The 18,685-nt window shown below is 33.1% G+C and carries 15 protein-coding genes and 1 other annotated feature; of the genes, 2 read left to right on the top strand and 13 right to left on the bottom strand.

Annotated features, from left to right (window positions below; genetic code table 11):
• Nucleotides 1-33 precede the first annotated feature (33 nt).
• The 10 genes from CN692_RS13990 to CN692_RS13945 all read right to left on the bottom strand — a co-directional run bounded on the left by CN692_RS13990 (nucleotide 34) and on the right by CN692_RS13945 (nucleotide 9,667).
• Complete coding sequence (locus tag CN692_RS13990; protein ID WP_098119787.1) at nucleotides 34-1,014, bottom strand: quinone oxidoreductase family protein; 981 nt, start codon at nucleotides 1,012-1,014, stop codon at nucleotides 34-36.
• A 20-nt stretch (nucleotides 1,015-1,034) separates the two neighbouring features.
• A complete protein-coding gene (locus tag CN692_RS13985) occupies nucleotides 1,035-1,814 on the bottom strand; it encodes an enoyl-CoA hydratase/isomerase family protein (RefSeq protein ID WP_098119786.1) in 780 nt (259 codons plus the stop codon).
• Between the two features lie 24 nt (nucleotides 1,815-1,838).
• On the bottom strand, nucleotides 1,839-2,906 hold the full coding sequence (locus CN692_RS13980) for a phosphotransferase family protein (protein ID WP_098119785.1): 1,068 nt from the start codon (nucleotides 2,904-2,906) through the stop codon (nucleotides 1,839-1,841).
• Between the two features lie 30 nt (nucleotides 2,907-2,936).
• Nucleotides 2,937-3,338 (bottom strand): acyl-CoA thioesterase, encoded by a 402-nt coding sequence (locus CN692_RS13975; RefSeq protein WP_373605037.1) that lies wholly within the window; start codon nucleotides 3,336-3,338, stop codon nucleotides 2,937-2,939.
• Nucleotides 3,339-3,430: 92 nt separating this feature from the next.
• Nucleotides 3,431-3,997 carry a TetR/AcrR family transcriptional regulator gene (locus tag CN692_RS13970; protein ID WP_098119784.1) on the bottom strand — a complete coding sequence of 189 codons (567 nt, stop codon included), beginning with the start codon at nucleotides 3,995-3,997 and terminating at the stop codon, nucleotides 3,431-3,433.
• Between the two features lie 337 nt (nucleotides 3,998-4,334).
• On the bottom strand, nucleotides 4,335-5,957 hold the full coding sequence (locus tag CN692_RS13965) for a long-chain-fatty-acid--CoA ligase (RefSeq protein WP_098119783.1): 1,623 nt from the start codon (nucleotides 5,955-5,957) through the stop codon (nucleotides 4,335-4,337).
• 60 nt (nucleotides 5,958-6,017) lie between these two features.
• Nucleotides 6,018-6,770 (bottom strand): SDR family NAD(P)-dependent oxidoreductase, encoded by a 753-nt coding sequence (locus CN692_RS13960; RefSeq protein ID WP_098119782.1) that lies wholly within the window; start codon nucleotides 6,768-6,770, stop codon nucleotides 6,018-6,020.
• A 37-nt stretch (nucleotides 6,771-6,807) separates the two neighbouring features.
• On the bottom strand, nucleotides 6,808-8,043 hold the full coding sequence (locus CN692_RS13955; protein ID WP_098119781.1) for an acyl-CoA dehydrogenase: 1,236 nt from the start codon (nucleotides 8,041-8,043) through the stop codon (nucleotides 6,808-6,810).
• Nucleotides 8,044-8,110: 67 nt separating this feature from the next.
• Nucleotides 8,111-8,857, bottom strand: a complete 747-nt coding sequence (locus CN692_RS13950) for a 2-phosphosulfolactate phosphatase (protein ID WP_098119780.1) — start codon at nucleotides 8,855-8,857, stop codon at nucleotides 8,111-8,113.
• Between the two features lie 36 nt (nucleotides 8,858-8,893).
• Nucleotides 8,894-9,667, bottom strand: a complete 774-nt coding sequence (locus CN692_RS13945; RefSeq protein ID WP_098119779.1) for an SDR family oxidoreductase — start codon at nucleotides 9,665-9,667, stop codon at nucleotides 8,894-8,896.
• A 486-nt stretch (nucleotides 9,668-10,153) separates the two neighbouring features.
• On the opposite strand from CN692_RS13945, the gene CN692_RS13940 reads away from it, so the two are divergent.
• Complete coding sequence (locus CN692_RS13940) at nucleotides 10,154-11,668, top strand: MDR family MFS transporter (RefSeq protein WP_098119778.1); 1,515 nt, start codon at nucleotides 10,154-10,156, stop codon at nucleotides 11,666-11,668.
• A 534-nt stretch (nucleotides 11,669-12,202) separates the two neighbouring features.
• Here the strand turns inward: CN692_RS13940 and CN692_RS13935 are convergent.
• Nucleotides 12,203-12,859 (bottom strand): HAD family hydrolase, encoded by a 657-nt coding sequence (locus CN692_RS13935; RefSeq protein WP_098119777.1) that lies wholly within the window; start codon nucleotides 12,857-12,859, stop codon nucleotides 12,203-12,205.
• 68 nt (nucleotides 12,860-12,927) lie between these two features.
• Nucleotides 12,928-13,470: a GNAT family N-acetyltransferase gene (locus CN692_RS13930; protein WP_098119776.1), complete on the bottom strand. Its 543-nt coding sequence runs from the start codon at nucleotides 13,468-13,470 to the stop codon at nucleotides 12,928-12,930.
• A gap of 247 nt (nucleotides 13,471-13,717) precedes the next feature.
• Here CN692_RS13930 and CN692_RS13925 point away from each other — a divergent pair, with 247 nt between their 5' ends.
• Nucleotides 13,718-14,923 carry a cytochrome P450 gene (locus CN692_RS13925; protein WP_098119775.1) on the top strand — a complete coding sequence of 402 codons (1,206 nt, stop codon included), beginning with the start codon at nucleotides 13,718-13,720 and terminating at the stop codon, nucleotides 14,921-14,923.
• A gap of 283 nt (nucleotides 14,924-15,206) precedes the next feature.
• Here CN692_RS13925 and ileS read toward each other — a convergent pair whose 3' ends face one another.
• Nucleotides 15,207-18,287 (bottom strand): isoleucine--tRNA ligase, encoded by a 3,081-nt coding sequence (ileS, locus tag CN692_RS13920; protein ID WP_098119774.1) that lies wholly within the window; start codon nucleotides 18,285-18,287, stop codon nucleotides 15,207-15,209.
• A gap of 54 nt (nucleotides 18,288-18,341) precedes the next feature.
• Nucleotides 18,342-18,584 (bottom strand) — a binding site (T-box leader).
• Nucleotides 18,585-18,685: the final 101 nt, after the last annotated feature.

The raw sequence follows: 18,685 nt of genomic DNA, 5'->3' as shown, positions 1-18,685 counted from the left end.
CCCGATCATCAATATTTTCACTTTTAAAGTTGATTAGTTTTTCGGCTCTAAAATCACTTTACCTACTGTCTTTCTTGATTGTAGGATCGTATGAACATTCGCTGCTTCACTTAATGGAAAAACTTCTCCAATCGTGATTTTCAATTTTCCTTCAGCTAGATATGTGAACAATTCTTCAAGGCTTTGTTGAATTAAAGCTTTTCTTCTTAATAGCGGTGGTAAGAAAAATCCGATGACAGATTGATTTTTGGCCATTAAGGAAGAAGGGTAAAATTTACTTTGTTGACCACTTGCTACACCATAAATGACTAATCTACCAAAATATGCTAAACAATCTAATGTTTTATAAAAAACATCTCCTCCAGCCATTTCCAGAGCAACATCTACCCCTTTACCATTCGTTGCTTCAATAACTTTTTTATGCCAGCCTTCTTCTGTATAATTAATGAGTACATCTGCACCCATTTCTTTAGCTAAATTTAATTTTTCCGTAGTACTTGCTGTAGCAATCACTTTTCCGGCTCCAAAAAGTTTTGCTAGTTGCACAGCTAAAGTACCTAGCCCACCTGCAGCAGCATGAACTAACACCGTTTCACCAGGCTCTAACATACCCATTGTTTTTAAAATATGGTAAGCACTTAGCCCTTGAACGGGTAATGCTGCAGCTATTTTAAAGTCCATATTTTTTGGTAAATGAATAATAGATCGCTCATCAGTAATGGCAAAATCTGAGTAACCACCACATTCCAGCATTGAAACTACACGATCTCCAACTTTAACCGAAGTAACTTCTTCTCCAATTTCAACGACTATTCCAGCTACTTCAGCACCAGGGACATAAGGCAAAGTGGTCTTAACAACATATTGATTTTCTCGTCGTGCAGTATCTGCATAGTTAACACCAGCAGCATGTACTTCAATTAATACTTCTTTCCCTTTTGGAACAGGTCTTTCTAATTCAACCTTTTCTAGTACTTCTGGTCCGCCAAATTGTTTGAATTGAATTGATTTCATTCTATTCTTCCTTTCAATTTTTATTTTCCAGTAAATATAGCTTTTCTTTTTTCTTTAAAAGCTGTAACGCCTTCTTGATGGTCTTCAGTTGCAACCATTAACGGCTGTGTAATTCTTTCTAGTTCAAGCATTTCGTCTAATGTTGACGTAAAGGACTGATCAATTAGTTTTTTCATCATTCCAGTTGCTTTGCCAGGTCCTGCAGCAATTTTGTTTGCAAACTTCATTGTTTCTTCTGCTAAATTTTCAACGGGTACAAGTGAATTCGCGACCCCTAATTGATACATTCGTTCAGCTGATACAGGCTCTGCAGTAAAGAAAAACTGTTTTGCTAAATACGGACCGATTAACCTCGGTAAAAAATACGACCCTCCACCGTCTGAAATTAGACCAACTTGAGAAAAACTTAAAGCAAACTTACTATCATTAGCCGCTATTATTAAGTCACAAGCTAAAGCTAAGTTAAAACCAGCCCCTGCAGCAAAACCATGAACAGAAGCAATGACGGGCTTTTCTAGTTCTCGAATCGATTTGATCACTGTATTTAATACCCCAATATGTTCGTATACATCATTTGGAGAAACCTGTCCCATCGTCTTAACGTCTCCACCTGCTGAAAACGAACGACCTGCACCAGATAATACAATTACTTTTATTTCCGGATTATTTCTAGCTTGATTAAGTGCTTCAACGATTCCATTTAACATTTCATGACTAAATGAATTAAGACTTTCAGGTCTATTTAACGTTAATGTTAAAATTCGGTCCTTAACTTCCACTAATAAGTGTTGATTACTCATATAATCCACTCCTTTTATGCGAATCTATTTAACTGCTAAATTATGGCCAATCCTAATCAAATTTTCTGTAAATTGATCAAATTTTGAAAAACGTTCGTCACTTGTTTGTCCAGCCTTGAATCGATAAAATATTTGTTGAACAATTACAGCCAATTTAAAATAAGCAAAAGCCATATAATAGTTTATATTTGATAAATCTCTTCCACTTCTTTTTGCATATGTTTCAATAAATTGTTGTCTTGTAAAAAATCCTTCTTGAATCGTAACTGGAGGCTTAACTAATCCATTTTTTAATAAATCGGGATCTTCATTTTGAATCCAATAGCTTAAAGCAACTCCTAAATCAGCTAAAGGATCACCAATCGTTGTCATTTCCCAATCAAATAGTCCAATCATCTCTTTTAAATCACTGCTAAACATTGAATTATTTAATTTAAAATCATAATGAATAATGGATGAGTCATGTTTTTTTGGTACATTATTTATTAACCAACTCATTAAGCAATTAACTTCTGCAATTTCACTAGTCTTAGCTCTGTTATATCGTCCAATCCAACCATTAACTTGTCTTTCCATAAAATTCTCAGGTTTACTTATTTCAAGGAGTGCTGTTTTTGAATAGTCAATAGAATGTAATTCAACTAACTTATTTACCATTACATTCGATATATTTCTTCGATCTTCAACCGTTACGTTTAAATGTGGAGGGAATGATGAGTCAAATACTTCGCCATTTTTTCTTTCCATAATGAAAAATGGACTACCAACGATTTCTTCGTTTTGTGAATATAAAATCGGTTTTGGTGCAGCTGAAAAATGAGGATGTATTTCTGATAAAATACGAAATTCTCTTTTCATATCATGTGCTTTAGGAGCAACTGGGCCAAGTGGTGGTCTTCTTAACACAACTTCCCACTCCCCAATTTTTAGTAAATAAGTTAAATTTGAATGACCTGCAAAGAACTGACGAATGATTAATTCTCCTTCAGGGAGGTCTACAATATTTTCTTTTAAAAATTTATGTAGTACGAGATGGTTTAACTCTTCACCTTTGCGAACTCGTTTCGTTTCTAATTCTATTTTTCCAGTCATTTTGCCCCTCCTTTATTATGAAAATTCAGTTTATTTCACAACTAAATGTCTCTCTAACTGTTCTCTAAATAATTCAGGAATTTCTTCACTTTTTTGCTCTTTAAAATTAAAAAATACAATTATTGCATTACCAGTAGCAATCATTTTGTTTGTCTCTTCACAGCATATTTCATGTTCAAGATGAAAGCTTTTATTTCCAATCTTTGAAATATAACTCGATACAATCAATTTTTGGTTAAAACGACCTTGATTAATAAAATCACACTTTGTAGACGCCAGAATAAACTTCCAATCTTCTAGATTCATAGAATAACCAAGCGACTCGAAGAATTTTATTCGTGCTTCCTCTAAATAAATGAAGTAACTAGTATTGTTTATATGACCTAATGCATCGGTTTCACAAAATCTTGGAGTAACTGTGAATTTCATCATAGAACTACCTACCTTTATGATTCAAATTTTTGCAGCTCATAAATACTAACTAGTCGGTATGTAATTAGTAAGGAGAGTTAAACTAATTCTCCTTACTTTAAATTAATCCCTTTTAAAATCATTTCTTGAAATGTCTTCGCTATTTCTAATGCTTTTTTTGTACCTTCTGGGTTATACCATTCATAGCTCCAGTTCATCACACCTAAAATAGCAAATGAAACTATCGGTACGTCGAAATCGGATCTTAAGTCTCCATTTTTAATTCCTTCATTTAGAAGCTTTTCAATATTAAATCGATATAAATCCCTTTTGGCTTTAATTTCAGTTAAACTTTCAGGGCTTAAATGTCTCATTTCTCTATAAAACACTTTTGCACTGGCACCTTGCTTTTTAATATCTAATAAACTTAAGTAGATTACTTCAAAAAGCTTATCAGAAAAGCTTTTTTCAGAATCATTAATTACTTCTTCCTGCTCATTTAGCACTTCATCAATAAAATGAAGATGAATATCCATTAGAAGCTGTTCTTTACTCGTATAATAGTAGTAAAATGTTCCTTTCGTAACGCCAATCGATTCGACGATATCTTGAATAGATGTACTTTTAAATCCTTTTTGGTCAAATAGCTGGATTGAATATTCCTTTATTTTTTGTTTCATTAGATGTCCTCGCAATCTTAAAAATTCAATAGAATTATATCATAGCTAAAAGGAAGATTTTATAATAATCTAATTAATTAAGTAAAAGGACATCTCTTCTTACAAAATATATAGACCTTCCTTTAGAAAAATGATTGATTTTAAATAAAGTAATTAATAAATCTATGTGTTTGCCAATTTCTATTACAGGATACTCGATTTTCTTGGGGCGGGACTTGAATCTTTTTGGATCACCTGTGAGGCCTTTAAGCTTCTATGCCTCCTGAAGTCGAGTATCCTTGCTTGGGTCAACTTAAAAAAAAGAAAAATATTAATTATTTCTGAACAGGGATCTTACTTACCGCTGGTGAATCGGATTTTCGGTTTCTCTAATCGCTCTTCTTAATATTTTTCCAACATTTGTTTTAGGTAGTTCATTTCTAAATTCAATCATTCGAGGAACTTTATAAGCCGCTAAATTACTTTTGCAGTATTCGATCATTTCTACTGAACTAACATTCATACCGTCTTTTAATACAATTACAGCTTTAACAGTTTCCCCTCTATAATTGTCTGGTACACCTATTACAACTGCCTCTTTCACGAGGGGGTGCTCGTATATTACTTCTTCTATTTCACGAGGATATATATTAAAGCCACTTGCTATGATCATATCTTTTTTTCGATCTAAAATCGTGACATATCCATCTTCATCGACGCTTGCGATATCGCCTGTATATAACCAACCATCTTTGATTGTATTAGCTGTTTCCTCTGGTAAATTCCAATATCCTTTCATCACTTGAGGGCCTTTGATAATTAATTCGCCAATTTCACCAACTGGTACTTCATCTACACCGTTTGCTAGGTCAACGATTTTTGAATCAGTCGATGGGTATGGAATCCCAACTGTTCCTGGCTTTCTTACTGCAAACGCTGGATTACAATGTGTTGTTGGGGACGCTTCAGATAGACCGTAACCTTCTAAAATCATCGCACCTGTTTTATTTTCAAACTGTTTCATTAACTCTACTGGCATTGGTGCACTACCACTATTACAAATTTTCATTGTATCGATCCCGTACTTTTCTGAATCTGGATGGTTTATTAATGCAACATACATTGTTGGAACTCCAGGAAATAATGTAGGTTGTTCACTTTTTATTGTATTTAATACCTCTTGTACTTCAAAGCGAGGAAGAATAATCATTTCATTCCCCATGAAAACGCTTAAATTTATACATACTGTCATACCATAAACATGAAAAAATGGGATGATCGATAAGACGCGCTCACGTCCTTGATCAAATGCACCTTTAAAAAATTCTTTTTGCTGCAAAATATTTGCATACAAATTTCTGTGCGTTAACATTACCCCTTTAGATCGCCCAGTAGTTCCACCTGTATATTGTAGAATTGCAACATCCTCTTCACAGTTAACATTTACGTCCTTCACATCTGGACCACCACTTTGTAAAAATTTTTCAAATGATATACCAGAATCGTAGTTTTCTTGTGATTCTGTAAAACTCACCACAATAATGTTTTGTAACTTCGTTTCATCCATTATTGATTTAACTGTAGGATACAAGCTATTTAAAACAATAATCGTTTCTGCTCCAGAGTCATTTAGTAAATCTTTTAGCTCTCTTTCAACAGACATTGGATTTACTTGCGTTACGATACCTCCTACTGTAAGAATTCCATAAAATGAAATAACATATTGTGGACAATTTGGAAGCATAATTGCTACTCGATCACCTTTTTGAATTCCATTTAGCTGTAAAGCAGAAGCTAAGGATGTTACTGCGGTATGAACTTCTTTATATGTCTTTTTTCTACCAAAAAATGATAAACAATAATGACTTGAGAAACTTTCTACAGCTTCGTTAAACATTTCTGGAATTGATTTTGCTGGGATTAATAGTTCTTTTGCAATATATTCTGGATAGTGAGATAACCAAACTTTATTTGTTGACATAATTAACTCTCCATTTCTTATCATATATATTGTGTTAAACTATTTTTTAAATTTAATTAATTAAAATATTAATCCTCCACCATCTACTGATAAAGTTGTTCCAGTGACAAATGATGCTTCTTCAGATGCTAAAAATAAAGCTACTGATGCGACTTCGTTAGGACTGCCTATTCTACCTAGAGCATTTGCACGAGACATAATCGGCCATTTTCGTTCATCATTTTTCCATTGTTCAATAATATTTGTATCAATTATGCCAGGAGCAATAGCATTTACTCGAATATTATATTTACCGTACTCAAGTGCTGCATTTTGCGTTAATAGGATTACTCCACCCTTTGACGCATTATAAGCACTAACAAACTTTTTGCCTTTTAAACCTAGTAAACTAGCTGTATTAATAATTACTCCATTGCCTGATTTAATTAGCTCTGGTATTGCATATTTAATCCCTAAAAATACACTTTTTAAATTTGTATCGATAACAGAATTCCATTCAGCTTCATCTAAATCAACGCTTCTTACTTCTGAGTTACCAATACCGGCATTATTAAATAAAATATCGATTCCGCCAAAATGATTAACAGTTTTGTTTATTAAATTTTGAATACTTTTACTGTCGGCAACATTAGTTTTAACGAAAATTGCTTCTGCCCCTAGTTCTTTTATTAAACCTAGTGCCTCTTCACCCGTTTTTTCGTTTAGATCAGCAATGACAATTTTTGCGCCTTCTTTCGCAAAGCGAATCGCTGTCGCTCGCCCAATACCACTACCACCGCCTGTAATAATTGCGATTTTTTCTTTTAATCTCATTTTTATCCTCTCTCAATCTATAAATGATTTCATATCATTAGTTTTTTATTGTAGAGAATTCTTCCGTTATATGTTTTTTTAATTCTAATCTTGCTAATTGTGCTCGATGTACTTCATCTGGACCATCAGCTAACCTTAACGTTCTGGCATTTGCCCATTGTGCTGCTAATGAATAATCATTAGAAACACCCGCAGCACCAAAAGCTTGAATAGCTCGATCAATTACTCGTAAAGCCATAGACGGTGCTACTACTTTTATCATTGCAATTTCAGCTTTTGCCTCTTTATTTCCAACCGTGTCCATCATATAAGCTGCCTTTAAAGTTAGTAGTCTAGCTTGTTCAATTTCAATTCTAGAATTCGCAATCCATTCTTGAATAACGCCTTGATTTGCAATCGGTTTCCCAAATGCTTCTCGACTTTGAACACGCTTACACATTTCTTCAAGAGCACGTTCAGCAGCACCTATTAATCTCATACAATGATGAATTCGCCCCGGTCCTAGTCTACCTTGCGCAATGGCAAATCCTTTACCTTCTCCCCACAAAATATTTGTTGCAGGTACCCTTACATTTGTAAATGTAATTTCTGCATGTCCATGTGGAGCATGATCGTAGCCGAAAACTGGTAATACTCTTTCAATTTTTACGCCAGGTGTATTTAATGGTACTAGAATCATAGATTGCTGTTCATACTTTGGTCCATCTGGGTTTGTTTTCCCCATAAATATAGCAATTTTACATCTAGGATCGCCTGCTCCTGATGACCACCATTTCCGTCCATTAATGATATAATAATCTCCGTCTTTTTTAATACTCGCTTCAATATTTGTAGCATCAGAAGAAGCAACCTCTGGTTCTGTCATTGAAAAGCATGAGCGAATTTCTCCATTTAAAAGCGGCACCAACCATTTTTCCTTCTGCTCCGTCGTACCATATCTTTCTATCACTTCCATATTCCCTGTATCTGGAGCACTACAATTAAATACTTCAGGTCCAATTAATGATCGTCCCATAATTTCACATAATGGAGCGTATTCTAAATTCGTTAATCCTGCTCCTAAATCACTTTCAGGTAAAAATAAATTCCATAATCTTGCTTGCTTTGCCTTTTGCTTTAATTCTTCCATAATTGGCGGAACATCACTCCAACGATTTTCTTGTGCATTCAATTGTTCCTCATAAATTCGTTCATTAGGATATACATAAGCTTCCATAAATTTAGTTAATTTAGCTTGAAGCTCTTGAACTTTCGGGGAATATAAAAAATCCATCCAATCATCCCTTTCACTTATTTAATTTTCATTTAGCAAGTAAATTATTTTTTAGTATACTAATTAGCTAGCTTTCTAAAGAAATTGTGGCATTTACTACGCTCTTACCTTCTTCAAAAATTGGTACAACTTGAAAGATACTTTTATTACATACAAATTTTAATTCCTCTTCAAAACCATAGCGAATTAACATTTTACCAACATTTGATTCTTCAAGTACTACATTACATTTCTCTTTTAATCCTAAATAAAAATAATGTGCAGATTTAGCTGCATCTGATAATTCAATATTGCATGATTCATCTAATAAACAATCAATAAAATAACCTGCTCCATAAAAATCTTCCATATTAAATTGTCCTGACGATCCCGAACATACTAAAATAATCGACTCGTCCTTATAGAATTGACTTAAATGATTTGCAACTGCACTAGCATTTAAAATCGATGCAGCATATACTCTCTTAGCATTTTGAGATTTTTTTAATGCGACGGTTCCATTTGTTGTTGATAAAACAATCGAATGACCCGCAACAATTTCTTTTAAATTTAATGGATTTGGGGCTAAAAAACCCTCAATTGTATTTCCTTCATATTCGCCAATTAATACATATTCTTTCTTCTTATTTTCATTTGTGAATTGAAGTGCATCTTGTCCATTCATAACAGGTATAACTTCTTTAGCACCGAAGGCTAAGGCCGCTGTAATTGTTGAAGTAGCAAGTAATACATCGAAAACGATTACTATCTTTTCATCGTTTAATTTTTGATCATCAATTTCTTCTTTTTTCATCAAAAGATGAAGTTTGCCCATCTACTTAACTCCTTTTTGATTGCAAAATTTGAAATATTACACGCTTGATGCTCCACCATCTACTACTAAAACAGTACCAGTAACATAATTAGAAGCAGGTGCTGCTAAAAATAGAGCTGCTCCTTTTAGCTCGTCCTCATTTCCAAATTTCTTTAATGGGATCGAATCTAAAATTTCATCCGTTCCATGAGAAATAACATCCTTAGACATTTTAGTAGGGAAAAAACCAGGCGCTAATGCATTTACATAAATACCACTAGAACCCCATTTCGCAGCTAAATCTTTCGTCAAACTAATCACTGCACCTTTACTTGCGCTATATCCAACTGCATTCATCACTTTTGGATTCGTTCCAACTAAACCAGCAATTGAAGCAATATTAATAATTTTTCCGGACCTTTGTTCTAACATGATTTTCCCTACTGCTTGAGTCATTAAAAACGTACCTGTTACATTAACATTCATCACTTTATTCCATGCTTCTAACGGCATCTCTTCAGCAAGAGCCCCCCAAGAAGCACCACTATTATTTACTAAAATATCAATTCGACCAAATTTCTCTTTTGTTAAGTCTACAACTCTTTGTACATCTTCTTTATTAGTCACATCACACTTTAATGCCAAAGAATCGACACCTAAACTTTTCAATTCTTCACTTATTTCTTGACAGGCTTCTACATTCCGAGAACAAAGTACAACATTTGCTCCTGCTTCAGCGAATCCTTTTGCAATTTGTTCACCAAGACCTCGTCCCCCACCAGTTACAATTGCAACCTTTCCTGTTAGATTAAATAATTCCTTTACATGCATGGCAAAATCCTCCTAAAGTTTGTAATTATTTATAAATTGATATTTTCACTTAAACTTACCCTATCATTTAACCAACATTTAGATGATACTAACCAGTCGGTATGTTTGTTAATTTGATAATACAAGATAAATTCTGAATATTCAATAATAAACAATATTAATTTTTTATAATACTTCGATTTGATGCATGCTCGTGAATATTCATTAAAATATTTCATACAATCAAAGAAGATATTGACTGCCTAAAGGATTTTTAATTGAAGTAAAGAATTAATTAAATAGCCTATTTATTTAGAACATTTTTCATTACTTCATTTTAGAAATTAAAAATCAAAAAAGGGCTTATTAGTATGATGAAGTTATTCATATTTATAAAGACTATGCTTGGTTATTGAGTGTTATTCAAGAGTTTAGATGTTCAGTAAGAAAAGGTATTCAATGATTGAATTGAATAATATTGAAAGGTCATAAGGAGGCAAAGAATGAATGAAAGAAAATAACAAAACTCTTATTTTAATAGGACTAATGATTGGTGTCATTTTCTCAGAACTAGATGAAACAGTCGTTTCCACAGCCATGCCAACAATTATTAAGGATTTAGGAGGTTTAGCTCTTTACGGCTGGGTTGGTGGAGTTTATATGCTTTCGATGACCTCTTTTATGGCGATACTCGGCAAGCTTGCGGATTTGTATGGCCGAAAAAAAATATATTTATTTAGCATGGGCTTATTTATGGCGGGCTCCATTATTAGTGGTACAGCCCATTCGATGGAAGTTCTCTTAATTGGTCGTGGGATTCAAGGAATTGGTGCAGGTGGTCTAATGCCACTAGCGATGGTTATTTTCGGCGACAGTTTCCCAGTAGAACAACGTGCTAAACTACAAGGAATCTTCGGAGCAGTCATGTTTATTCCTCAGTTACTGGGCCCATTAATTGGTGGATATTTTGTACAGAATATTTCATGGCATTGGATCTTTTTAGTCAATATTCCAGTTGGCGTTTTAGCGGCAATCTTACTTGCTTTAGGCTTGAACGAAACGAAAGTAGATAAAAAGATTAGTATTGACTGGTTTGGTGGAATTTTATTAGTCACAACATTAATCAGTTATCTACTCACTCCGGTACTACATCAAACTGAAGGATATGCATGGAGTGAACCTCAAATGATTGGACTATTAATATTAGGAACCATTTTACTAGGCTTATTTATATTTGTAGAATCAAAAGCAAAAGAGCCTATTATACCTTTACACTTATTTAAAAATAGAAATTTTGTTGTTATTTCCGCACTAGTATTTGTATTCGTTCTTGCGATCATGGGCTCACTTTCATCATTCCCATTCTTTTCACAAAACGTAATGGGTCTTACACCAACTGAATCTGGTTATTTAAATTTACCAATTATGGTTGGGGCAATCGGTGCAAGTGTCATAGCTGGTCGAGTAATGAATAAATTCCCGTATCGAAATATTTATGGTTTTTCATTTATCATTCCAATGATTGGTTTCTACTTACTTACAGGTATATCGGCGCACACTTCAGTTACTACATTTATTATTTATTTCATCATTCTTGGCCTTGGATTCGGTGCACTATTTAACAATGCATTAATCGTACAGGAATCTGTTGAAAAAGATAATGTAGGAATTGCCCAATCTGCTGTTATGCTATTTCAATCCATTGGTATGACAATTGGCTTTAGTTTATTTGGTTCTCTATTAGCCTCTAAAATTACATCAGGGATGAAATCACTATCTGGCAGTCTTACGATGGATCAATTACTTCAATTAAAAAATGTACAAAACGGTACGATTCCTACTAATCTTGAGCCTACTTTACTTGAAAAAGTAAAAACAGTCTTCACTCACGCTTTTCAAGATTTATATTGGGTATCTCTTGTTCTAGCAATTTTAACATTTTTAATCTGTTGGGGTCTGAAAAAAGAGATTCTTATAAAGAAGGATGAAACAAGTGAAGTTAAGGAAGTAACCTCTATTTAATTAAAAAAGGGCTGTCTCATAGGTCAGGTAACTGACAGATGGACGCCCTTTTTTTATATACAATTTGAACATGCTTGTAGATTAAAAACGATTAGAATCGTAAACGGTTCATGAAAAAAGCGTGGTGGTCGCTTCCCCTACATATCGAGTGTATCTCAACATCTCTTTCATTTCTAGTAGAAATAATTGAACTTTTTTATGAAATATTAGCCAATTTCATCTACTTTTTTCTGTTTGAAATAAATTAAAGCATATTTTATTAGTATTATTGTATGAATTTATCAATATTACCCCAAAATACCATAACGGGTATGGGTATCATTTTAGTTTATTTGCGATTCTTAAGATTTTATTTGCTGTTTTACAAAAATAATTGCGATTAGGCTAATTTTATTTGCTATTCTCGAATTTTATTTGCAGTTCACTGTTTATATGCACAGATATACTGTTTATTTGGATTCTCTAATCCATAGTTGCAGTTCTGCCTTCCCGATAAAAAAGATACCCCTCTTTAACTTAATCTAAAAAACTAATCTAGTTTTTTGATAATTGCTCAATTACATCCTCTAAAGACTTTTCAGCCATTGATGATATTCTTAAACTATGATTCTCAAACGCTAAATGTGAAGTTACACTATTTGGAACAATTACACATTGTAAGCCTGCTTTCGTTGCAGCAATTAATCCGTTTAGTGAATCTTCAAATGCGATCGCCTCAGTTACATCAACGCCTATTTCCTCAATTGCTTTTAAATATAATTCAGGATCTGGCTTCACTTTCGCCACATCCTCTTTCGTCTTAATAACTGAAAAGTATTCATAAATATTTAATTTTTCCAAGAAGCTTTGAACCCATTCTCTTGAAGAGCTAGAAGCCAAAGCAATTTGTAATCCCGCGTTTTTGGCTGAAATTAAATAGTCCTCTACACTTTCTCTTAGAACTGGTTCTAGTAGTTTTTCATCAACTAGTTCCTTAGCCATTTGTTCGATGATTTCTTTTTCAATTGGTTCTTTTAAATTTGAATTGATATATTCAAATAAAATTTCATCACTCGTTCCGACTACCTCCGAAAACTTTTGAAGGGTTAACTCTACTTTATACCGATTTAAAACTTCTTTATATGCTTCATACCAAACCGACTCTGTATCCACTATTAATCCATCAAAATCAAATATTACTGCTTTAATCATTCCATTTCTCCTTTTTAATTTACTAATTTATAATTTTTTAAGTTTAAGTTATTTTTAGTTTTGGATCTTCAATTTACCCAATCAGGTTTTATCAGAGAAAATACGTTTAAATCATGTGACTGTTCATTTTGTACTAAGTACCCTCTAAGTAAACCTTCTTTTTTAAAGCCTAACTTTTCAACTAAAGTTGATGAACCTGTATTATCCGGAAATATATTCGCTCCAATTCGATAAAGTCCTAGTTTATCAAAGCAATAAGCTGTAATTTCTTTTATTGCTTCAGACATATATCCTTTTCTCCAAAAAGTTGGTAATAAATCATATCCAATTTCAGTTCTTCTAGCATGTAAAACTAAATTATTTAATCCAATTGTTCCGATTAATTTTTTTGATTCTTTTTCAACGATTCCCCAACGCATTCCTTGTTGGTTTTCAAATCTAGTTTGAAATGAGTCGATCATTTTAACCGCTTGGTCCTTTTCAGTAAAGGGGTCCATACCATAGTATTTAATTACCTCTTTATTCGAAAAGATTGAATAAATCTCATCCACATTTTTTTGTGTAATTTGTACTAAAAATAATCGTTCTGTTTCTAAAATCGGAAATTCCATAAACTTTCCCCTTTCTTTATAAGCGAATCAAATTAATATCGATAATTTGAAATACCTTATTTTACCATAACCTAATCTTTTTTTCTTACTATTCATTCGATTTACCTCTTCGACTTTTATACGTATTCCTCATGAAATCTTTTCTAAACAAAAGTATTCTTTTTTTGTACTATCCAGAAATTGGGAATAATCCATTTTCACAGTAATAGAAATAAATAGACTCATTTACAAAAGGGAGAATAATTAAATGAACAATCAATTAAAAATTAATCCACTGGATTTTTACAAAGACCCATACTCGTATTTTAGTAACGCCAGAAAAATAAGCCCTGTACTTTACACAGAGCTTTTTCAGAGGACGGGTTGGTTAGTGACGGGTTATAAAGAAGCTGAACTAATTTTAAAAGACCTCCGCTTTATTAAAGAAGAAACGAAAGTGACACCACCTGAGAAATTACCAGAAAGTATTATGCCTGCAGTTACTTTAAATCGAAAAATGATGCTTTTTCGAGATGCACCTGATCATACAAGATTGAGAAATCTTGTGAACAAAGCCTTTTCTCCAAGAATGGTTGAAAATTTACGGGCTACGGTAAATGAAATTGCAGATTATTTAATCGAAAATATGAAGGGAAAATCTACCCATGAACTAATAGGTGACTTTTCATATTTATTACCTGTATTTGTCATAACCGATTTATTAGGTGTTCCTAAAGAAGATCGGGACTTATTTCGTAATTGGTCTGATGCATTTATTAAATTCATTGATTTTAATACGACTATAGAGGACTTAGAATTAGTTACGAAGCATATTGTTGATGCGTCTAATTATTTTAGAAATCTTATAACTGAAAGAAGAACTGTACCGAAAGAAGATTTAATCAGTAATTTAATAGTTGCCGAGGAATCTGGTGATAAATTAAGCGAAGATGAAATGATTGCAAGCTGCCTGCTTTTATTAATTGCTGGCCATGAAACGACCGTCAACTTAATTACAAATGGATATTATTTATTATTAAAACATCCAAAGCAATTTGAATTATTAAAAAATGACTTATCGCTTATTCCTGCAGCAGTTGAAGAGATATTAAGATATGAATCACCTGTTATTTTTACGTCTAGATGGGCTAGAGAAGACTTTGAGTTCGCTGGAAATTCGATTAAAAAAGGCGATTATTTTATGATATCCTTAGGAGGAGCAAATTACGATCCGAAAGTCACTACAAATCCAGAAACATTTGATATTACTCGAAAGAATATAAAACATTTATCCTTTTCCTCGGGCCCACACTTTTGTTTAGGTGCCCCGCTTGCTAGATTAGAAGGACAAATTGCATTTGAAAAACTGACAAAACATTTACTTAATCCTGTTCTCATAGAGGAGCCGACTCGACGGGCAAACGTTGCTTTTCGTGGATTTGAAAGCTTGAAATTTGAAGCGACTATTCAATGAACCACTAGAATTCCTTATTTTTTGGTCTTGTGCGTAAATCATAGAGTTTTGATCATATAACAATCTTTTTTGTGCGTAAAGTACTTTAGTGCGTCATTTTACATGCATTTTTTGCATAATCCATTCGACATGACGGTGCAATCTGATAAACATCCTTCCTTAGAACTTGAATCGAGCTAACTATTTTACAAAACAAAACCCCACAAGTAAATTTCATACTTTGTGGGGTTTCTTTATTTTTTCATATCAATTTTCACCTTATAAAAACCATCTAAAAATCAAGTTAATTTGAAGCAAATAATTCAATTTCAGCTTGATTGTCACCAACTTGAATTTCTTTTCCATTTAATTGATTTTTAACAACTAGATTCCTCATTAATAAGTTTTCCTCAAGCATTCCTTTGAACTTTTCAATGATTTCAATAAATTCTGTATCGGCTTTTATTCCAATATCTACTCGCATATTAATTGGTAAATTTAATTCTTTTCGATATTCTTGAATTGATCGAATGAATTCTCTTACGGTACCTTCTTGAACAAGACTTTCGGTTAATAATGTATCAAGAGTAACAGTAAATTCACCATTGGTTGCAGATGCGTATCCTTCTTTTGCACTTTTTTCGATTAAAATATCCTCAGTATCGACTTTTACCGTTTCACCTGAATCAAGTAATAAATCAGAACTTCCGTTATCGATCACATTTTTCGCTTCTTCATTTGTTAATTTTTGCAGTGATTTATTAATTAAATTAGAATTCTTTCCAAATTTTGAACCAGATTTTTTAAAATTTAATTTCAATTTTAAAGTTGAAAACTCGTTTTCGTTGTTTACTTGTAGGAATGATTTTACGTTTAGCTCATCTAATACAATCTCTTTATATAAATCCCATTCGATTTCTTCATTGGTACTTACTATAGTTAAACTTGATAAAGGCTGTTTAATTTTTAATGAATTTGTATTACGAATGCTTCTTCCAAGCTCCACAACTTTTAAAACGGCATCCATTTCTCTTTCTAGCTCGAGATCAATTAGTGATTCATTGAAAATTGGGAAATCAGATAAGTGAACACTTTCGTTTGTTAAATTAAAATAAACATCTTCAGCTAAGAAAGGCGTAAATGGAGCCAATAATTGACTAACTTTCGTTAAAACTTCAAACAGTGTATAGTAAGCAGCCGCCTTTTCTTTATTCATTCCATTTGACCAAAACCGTTCTCGTGACCTTCTTACATACCAATTACTAATTTCATCTACTAATTTAGCAATGTCTCTGGCAGCATTTGTAAATTGAAACCCATCTAAATTGTGATTTACATTTTTAATTGTGCTATGCAAACGTGAAATAATCCATTTATCTAACGCATTTGTTTCATACTCATATTGTTTACTCGCTTCAAATCCGTCTAAATTTGCATATAAATTGTAAAAACTATTTACATTATCGAATGTATCAATTAGTTTTGACTTTGCCTCTAGGACAGCTCTTTCAGAAAAACGTTTAGGGTTCCAAGGAGCACTGTCTACTAATAGAGCCCATCTTAAAGAATCTGCTCCAAATTTTTGAATTAACTCTACTGGATCTAGTGCATTTCCTTTACTCTTAGACATTTTTTGTCCATTTTCATCTAATACATGACCTAGTGATAAAACTCGTTTATATGGTACTTTACCAGTAAATAAAGTAGATACTGCTAATAAACTATAAAACCAACCTCTTGTTTGATCGATACCTTCAATTACAACATCAGCGGGGAATTGTTTTTCAAATTTATCATGATTTTCAAATGGATAATGATACTGAGCAAATGGCATTGATCCGCTATCGAACCAAACATCAATGACTTCAGGTGTCCTTGTCATCTTACCACTGCATTTTGGACATTTTAGACTCACTTCATCAACATAAGGTTTATGCAATTCAATTGAATCCGAAATTTCTTTTTCCGAATAGCTACATAATTCATTTATACTTTTTGGTGCTATTTGATGATTACACGAATCGCATTCCCAAACATTTAATGGAGTACCCCAATATCGTTTACGACTAATGTTCCAATCCACCATTTGTTCTAAAAAATTACCGAATCTGCCATGTTTAATATGATCTGGATGCCATGTTACTTCTTCATTATTTTTAATAAATTGATCCTTTAATGCTGTAGTTTTGATAAACCAACTTTCATTTGCATAATAAAGTAATGGAGAATCACATCGCCAGCAATGCGGATAGCTGTGCTCATATTTTTCTTTACTAAATAAAAGCTCATTTTCTGCTAAATACCTTACGATGTCTACATCACATTCTTTAACAAATCTTCCTTTGAAATTAGTCACTTCTTCAGTATATTGACCTTTTTCATTCACTACGTTTACAAATGATAAACCATTTTCTTGAGCAACTTTATAGTCGTCTTCTCCATATGCAGGTGCGATATGAACAATTCCAGTACCGCTATTTTCAGTAACAAAATCTGCTTTAATGACTTTGTGACCAATTTCAACACGTACAAAATTAAATGGTGCTAAGTATTCAATCCCGATTAAGTCCGCTCCTAAAAATTCAGATAGGATCATATAATCAGTTTTTAATACCTTTTCTACTAAAGCTTTAGCAAGTATAAATACTTCTTCCCCTTTTTTGGCACGGACATATTCCATTTGTGGATTAACAGCTAATGCTACATTAGCAGGAAGTGTCCAAGGAGTTGTAGTCCATCCTAGAAAAGAGACATTTTCCTCGTTTAGCAATTTGAATTTAACCGTAGCTGATAAATCCTTCACGTCTTTATAGCCTTGCGCTACTTCATGCGAGCTAAGAGAAGTTTGACAGCTAGGGCAATAAGGAGAAACACGATGCCCTTTTACTAATAACCCTTTTTCGTGTATTGTCCCAAGAATATTCCAAACACTTTCTATATATGAGTTGTCTAATGTTACGTAAGGATCATCCATGTCTACCCAGTAACCTAATTGCTCAGTAAATTCACGCCATTGTTTCTCATAAGTAAATACACTTTCTTTACATTTAGCAAGAAAGGCTTCTACTCCATATTGTTCAATTTCTGCTTTCCCTGAAATTCCAAGCATCTTTTCAACGCCAAGTTCAACCGGTAATCCATGAGTATCCCATCCGGCTTTGCGAATAACTTGGTAACCTGCCATTGTTTTATATCTAGCTACAACATCTTTAATTGTACGACCTAAAGCATGACCAACATGTGGCAAGCCATTTGCAGTTGGGGGGCCTTCATAAAAAACAAATGATTGATGATCTTCTCTTTGTTCAATTGAGTTTAAAAATGTGTTATTTTTTAACCAATATTCACTGATTCTTTTTTCACGATTTTGAACTGATTCTTTCATAATTGATATCGCCTCTCTTATTTTTTTAAAGCACACAAAAAACCCGTCCCTAAAGTAAGGGACGGGTTTAACCGCGATACCACCCTAATTCTATTGAAAAAGTCCGTTCTTCAATAGCACTCAGTCACGTACAATCATACGCGTTCCTTTTAACGGTAGACACCCGTTCAAACCTACTTTAATTTCAGTTTGACTTCTCGGAGAGGATCTTCATTTAAGTACTATTCACCGGTTTTCAGCTACCCCAGCTCTCTGTAGAACAGTTACAAAAATTACTTATCTCGTCATTGAATTAATTTGTGTGCTTTTATTGTTATCTATTATATCCATCGACAAATAAAAAGTCAAAGTTTTCTTAAATTTATTTTTTAGTTAATTCAAATTTGGTTATTTTAGAT

This window comes from Bacillus sp. AFS002410, from assembly GCF_002556365.1.
In the GTDB taxonomy this organism is placed as follows: Bacteria; Bacillota; Bacilli; order Bacillales; family Bacillaceae_G; genus Gottfriedia.
The sequence above is the reverse complement of the archived record's forward strand: the minus strand, read 5'-3'. Positions and strand labels throughout refer to the sequence as shown.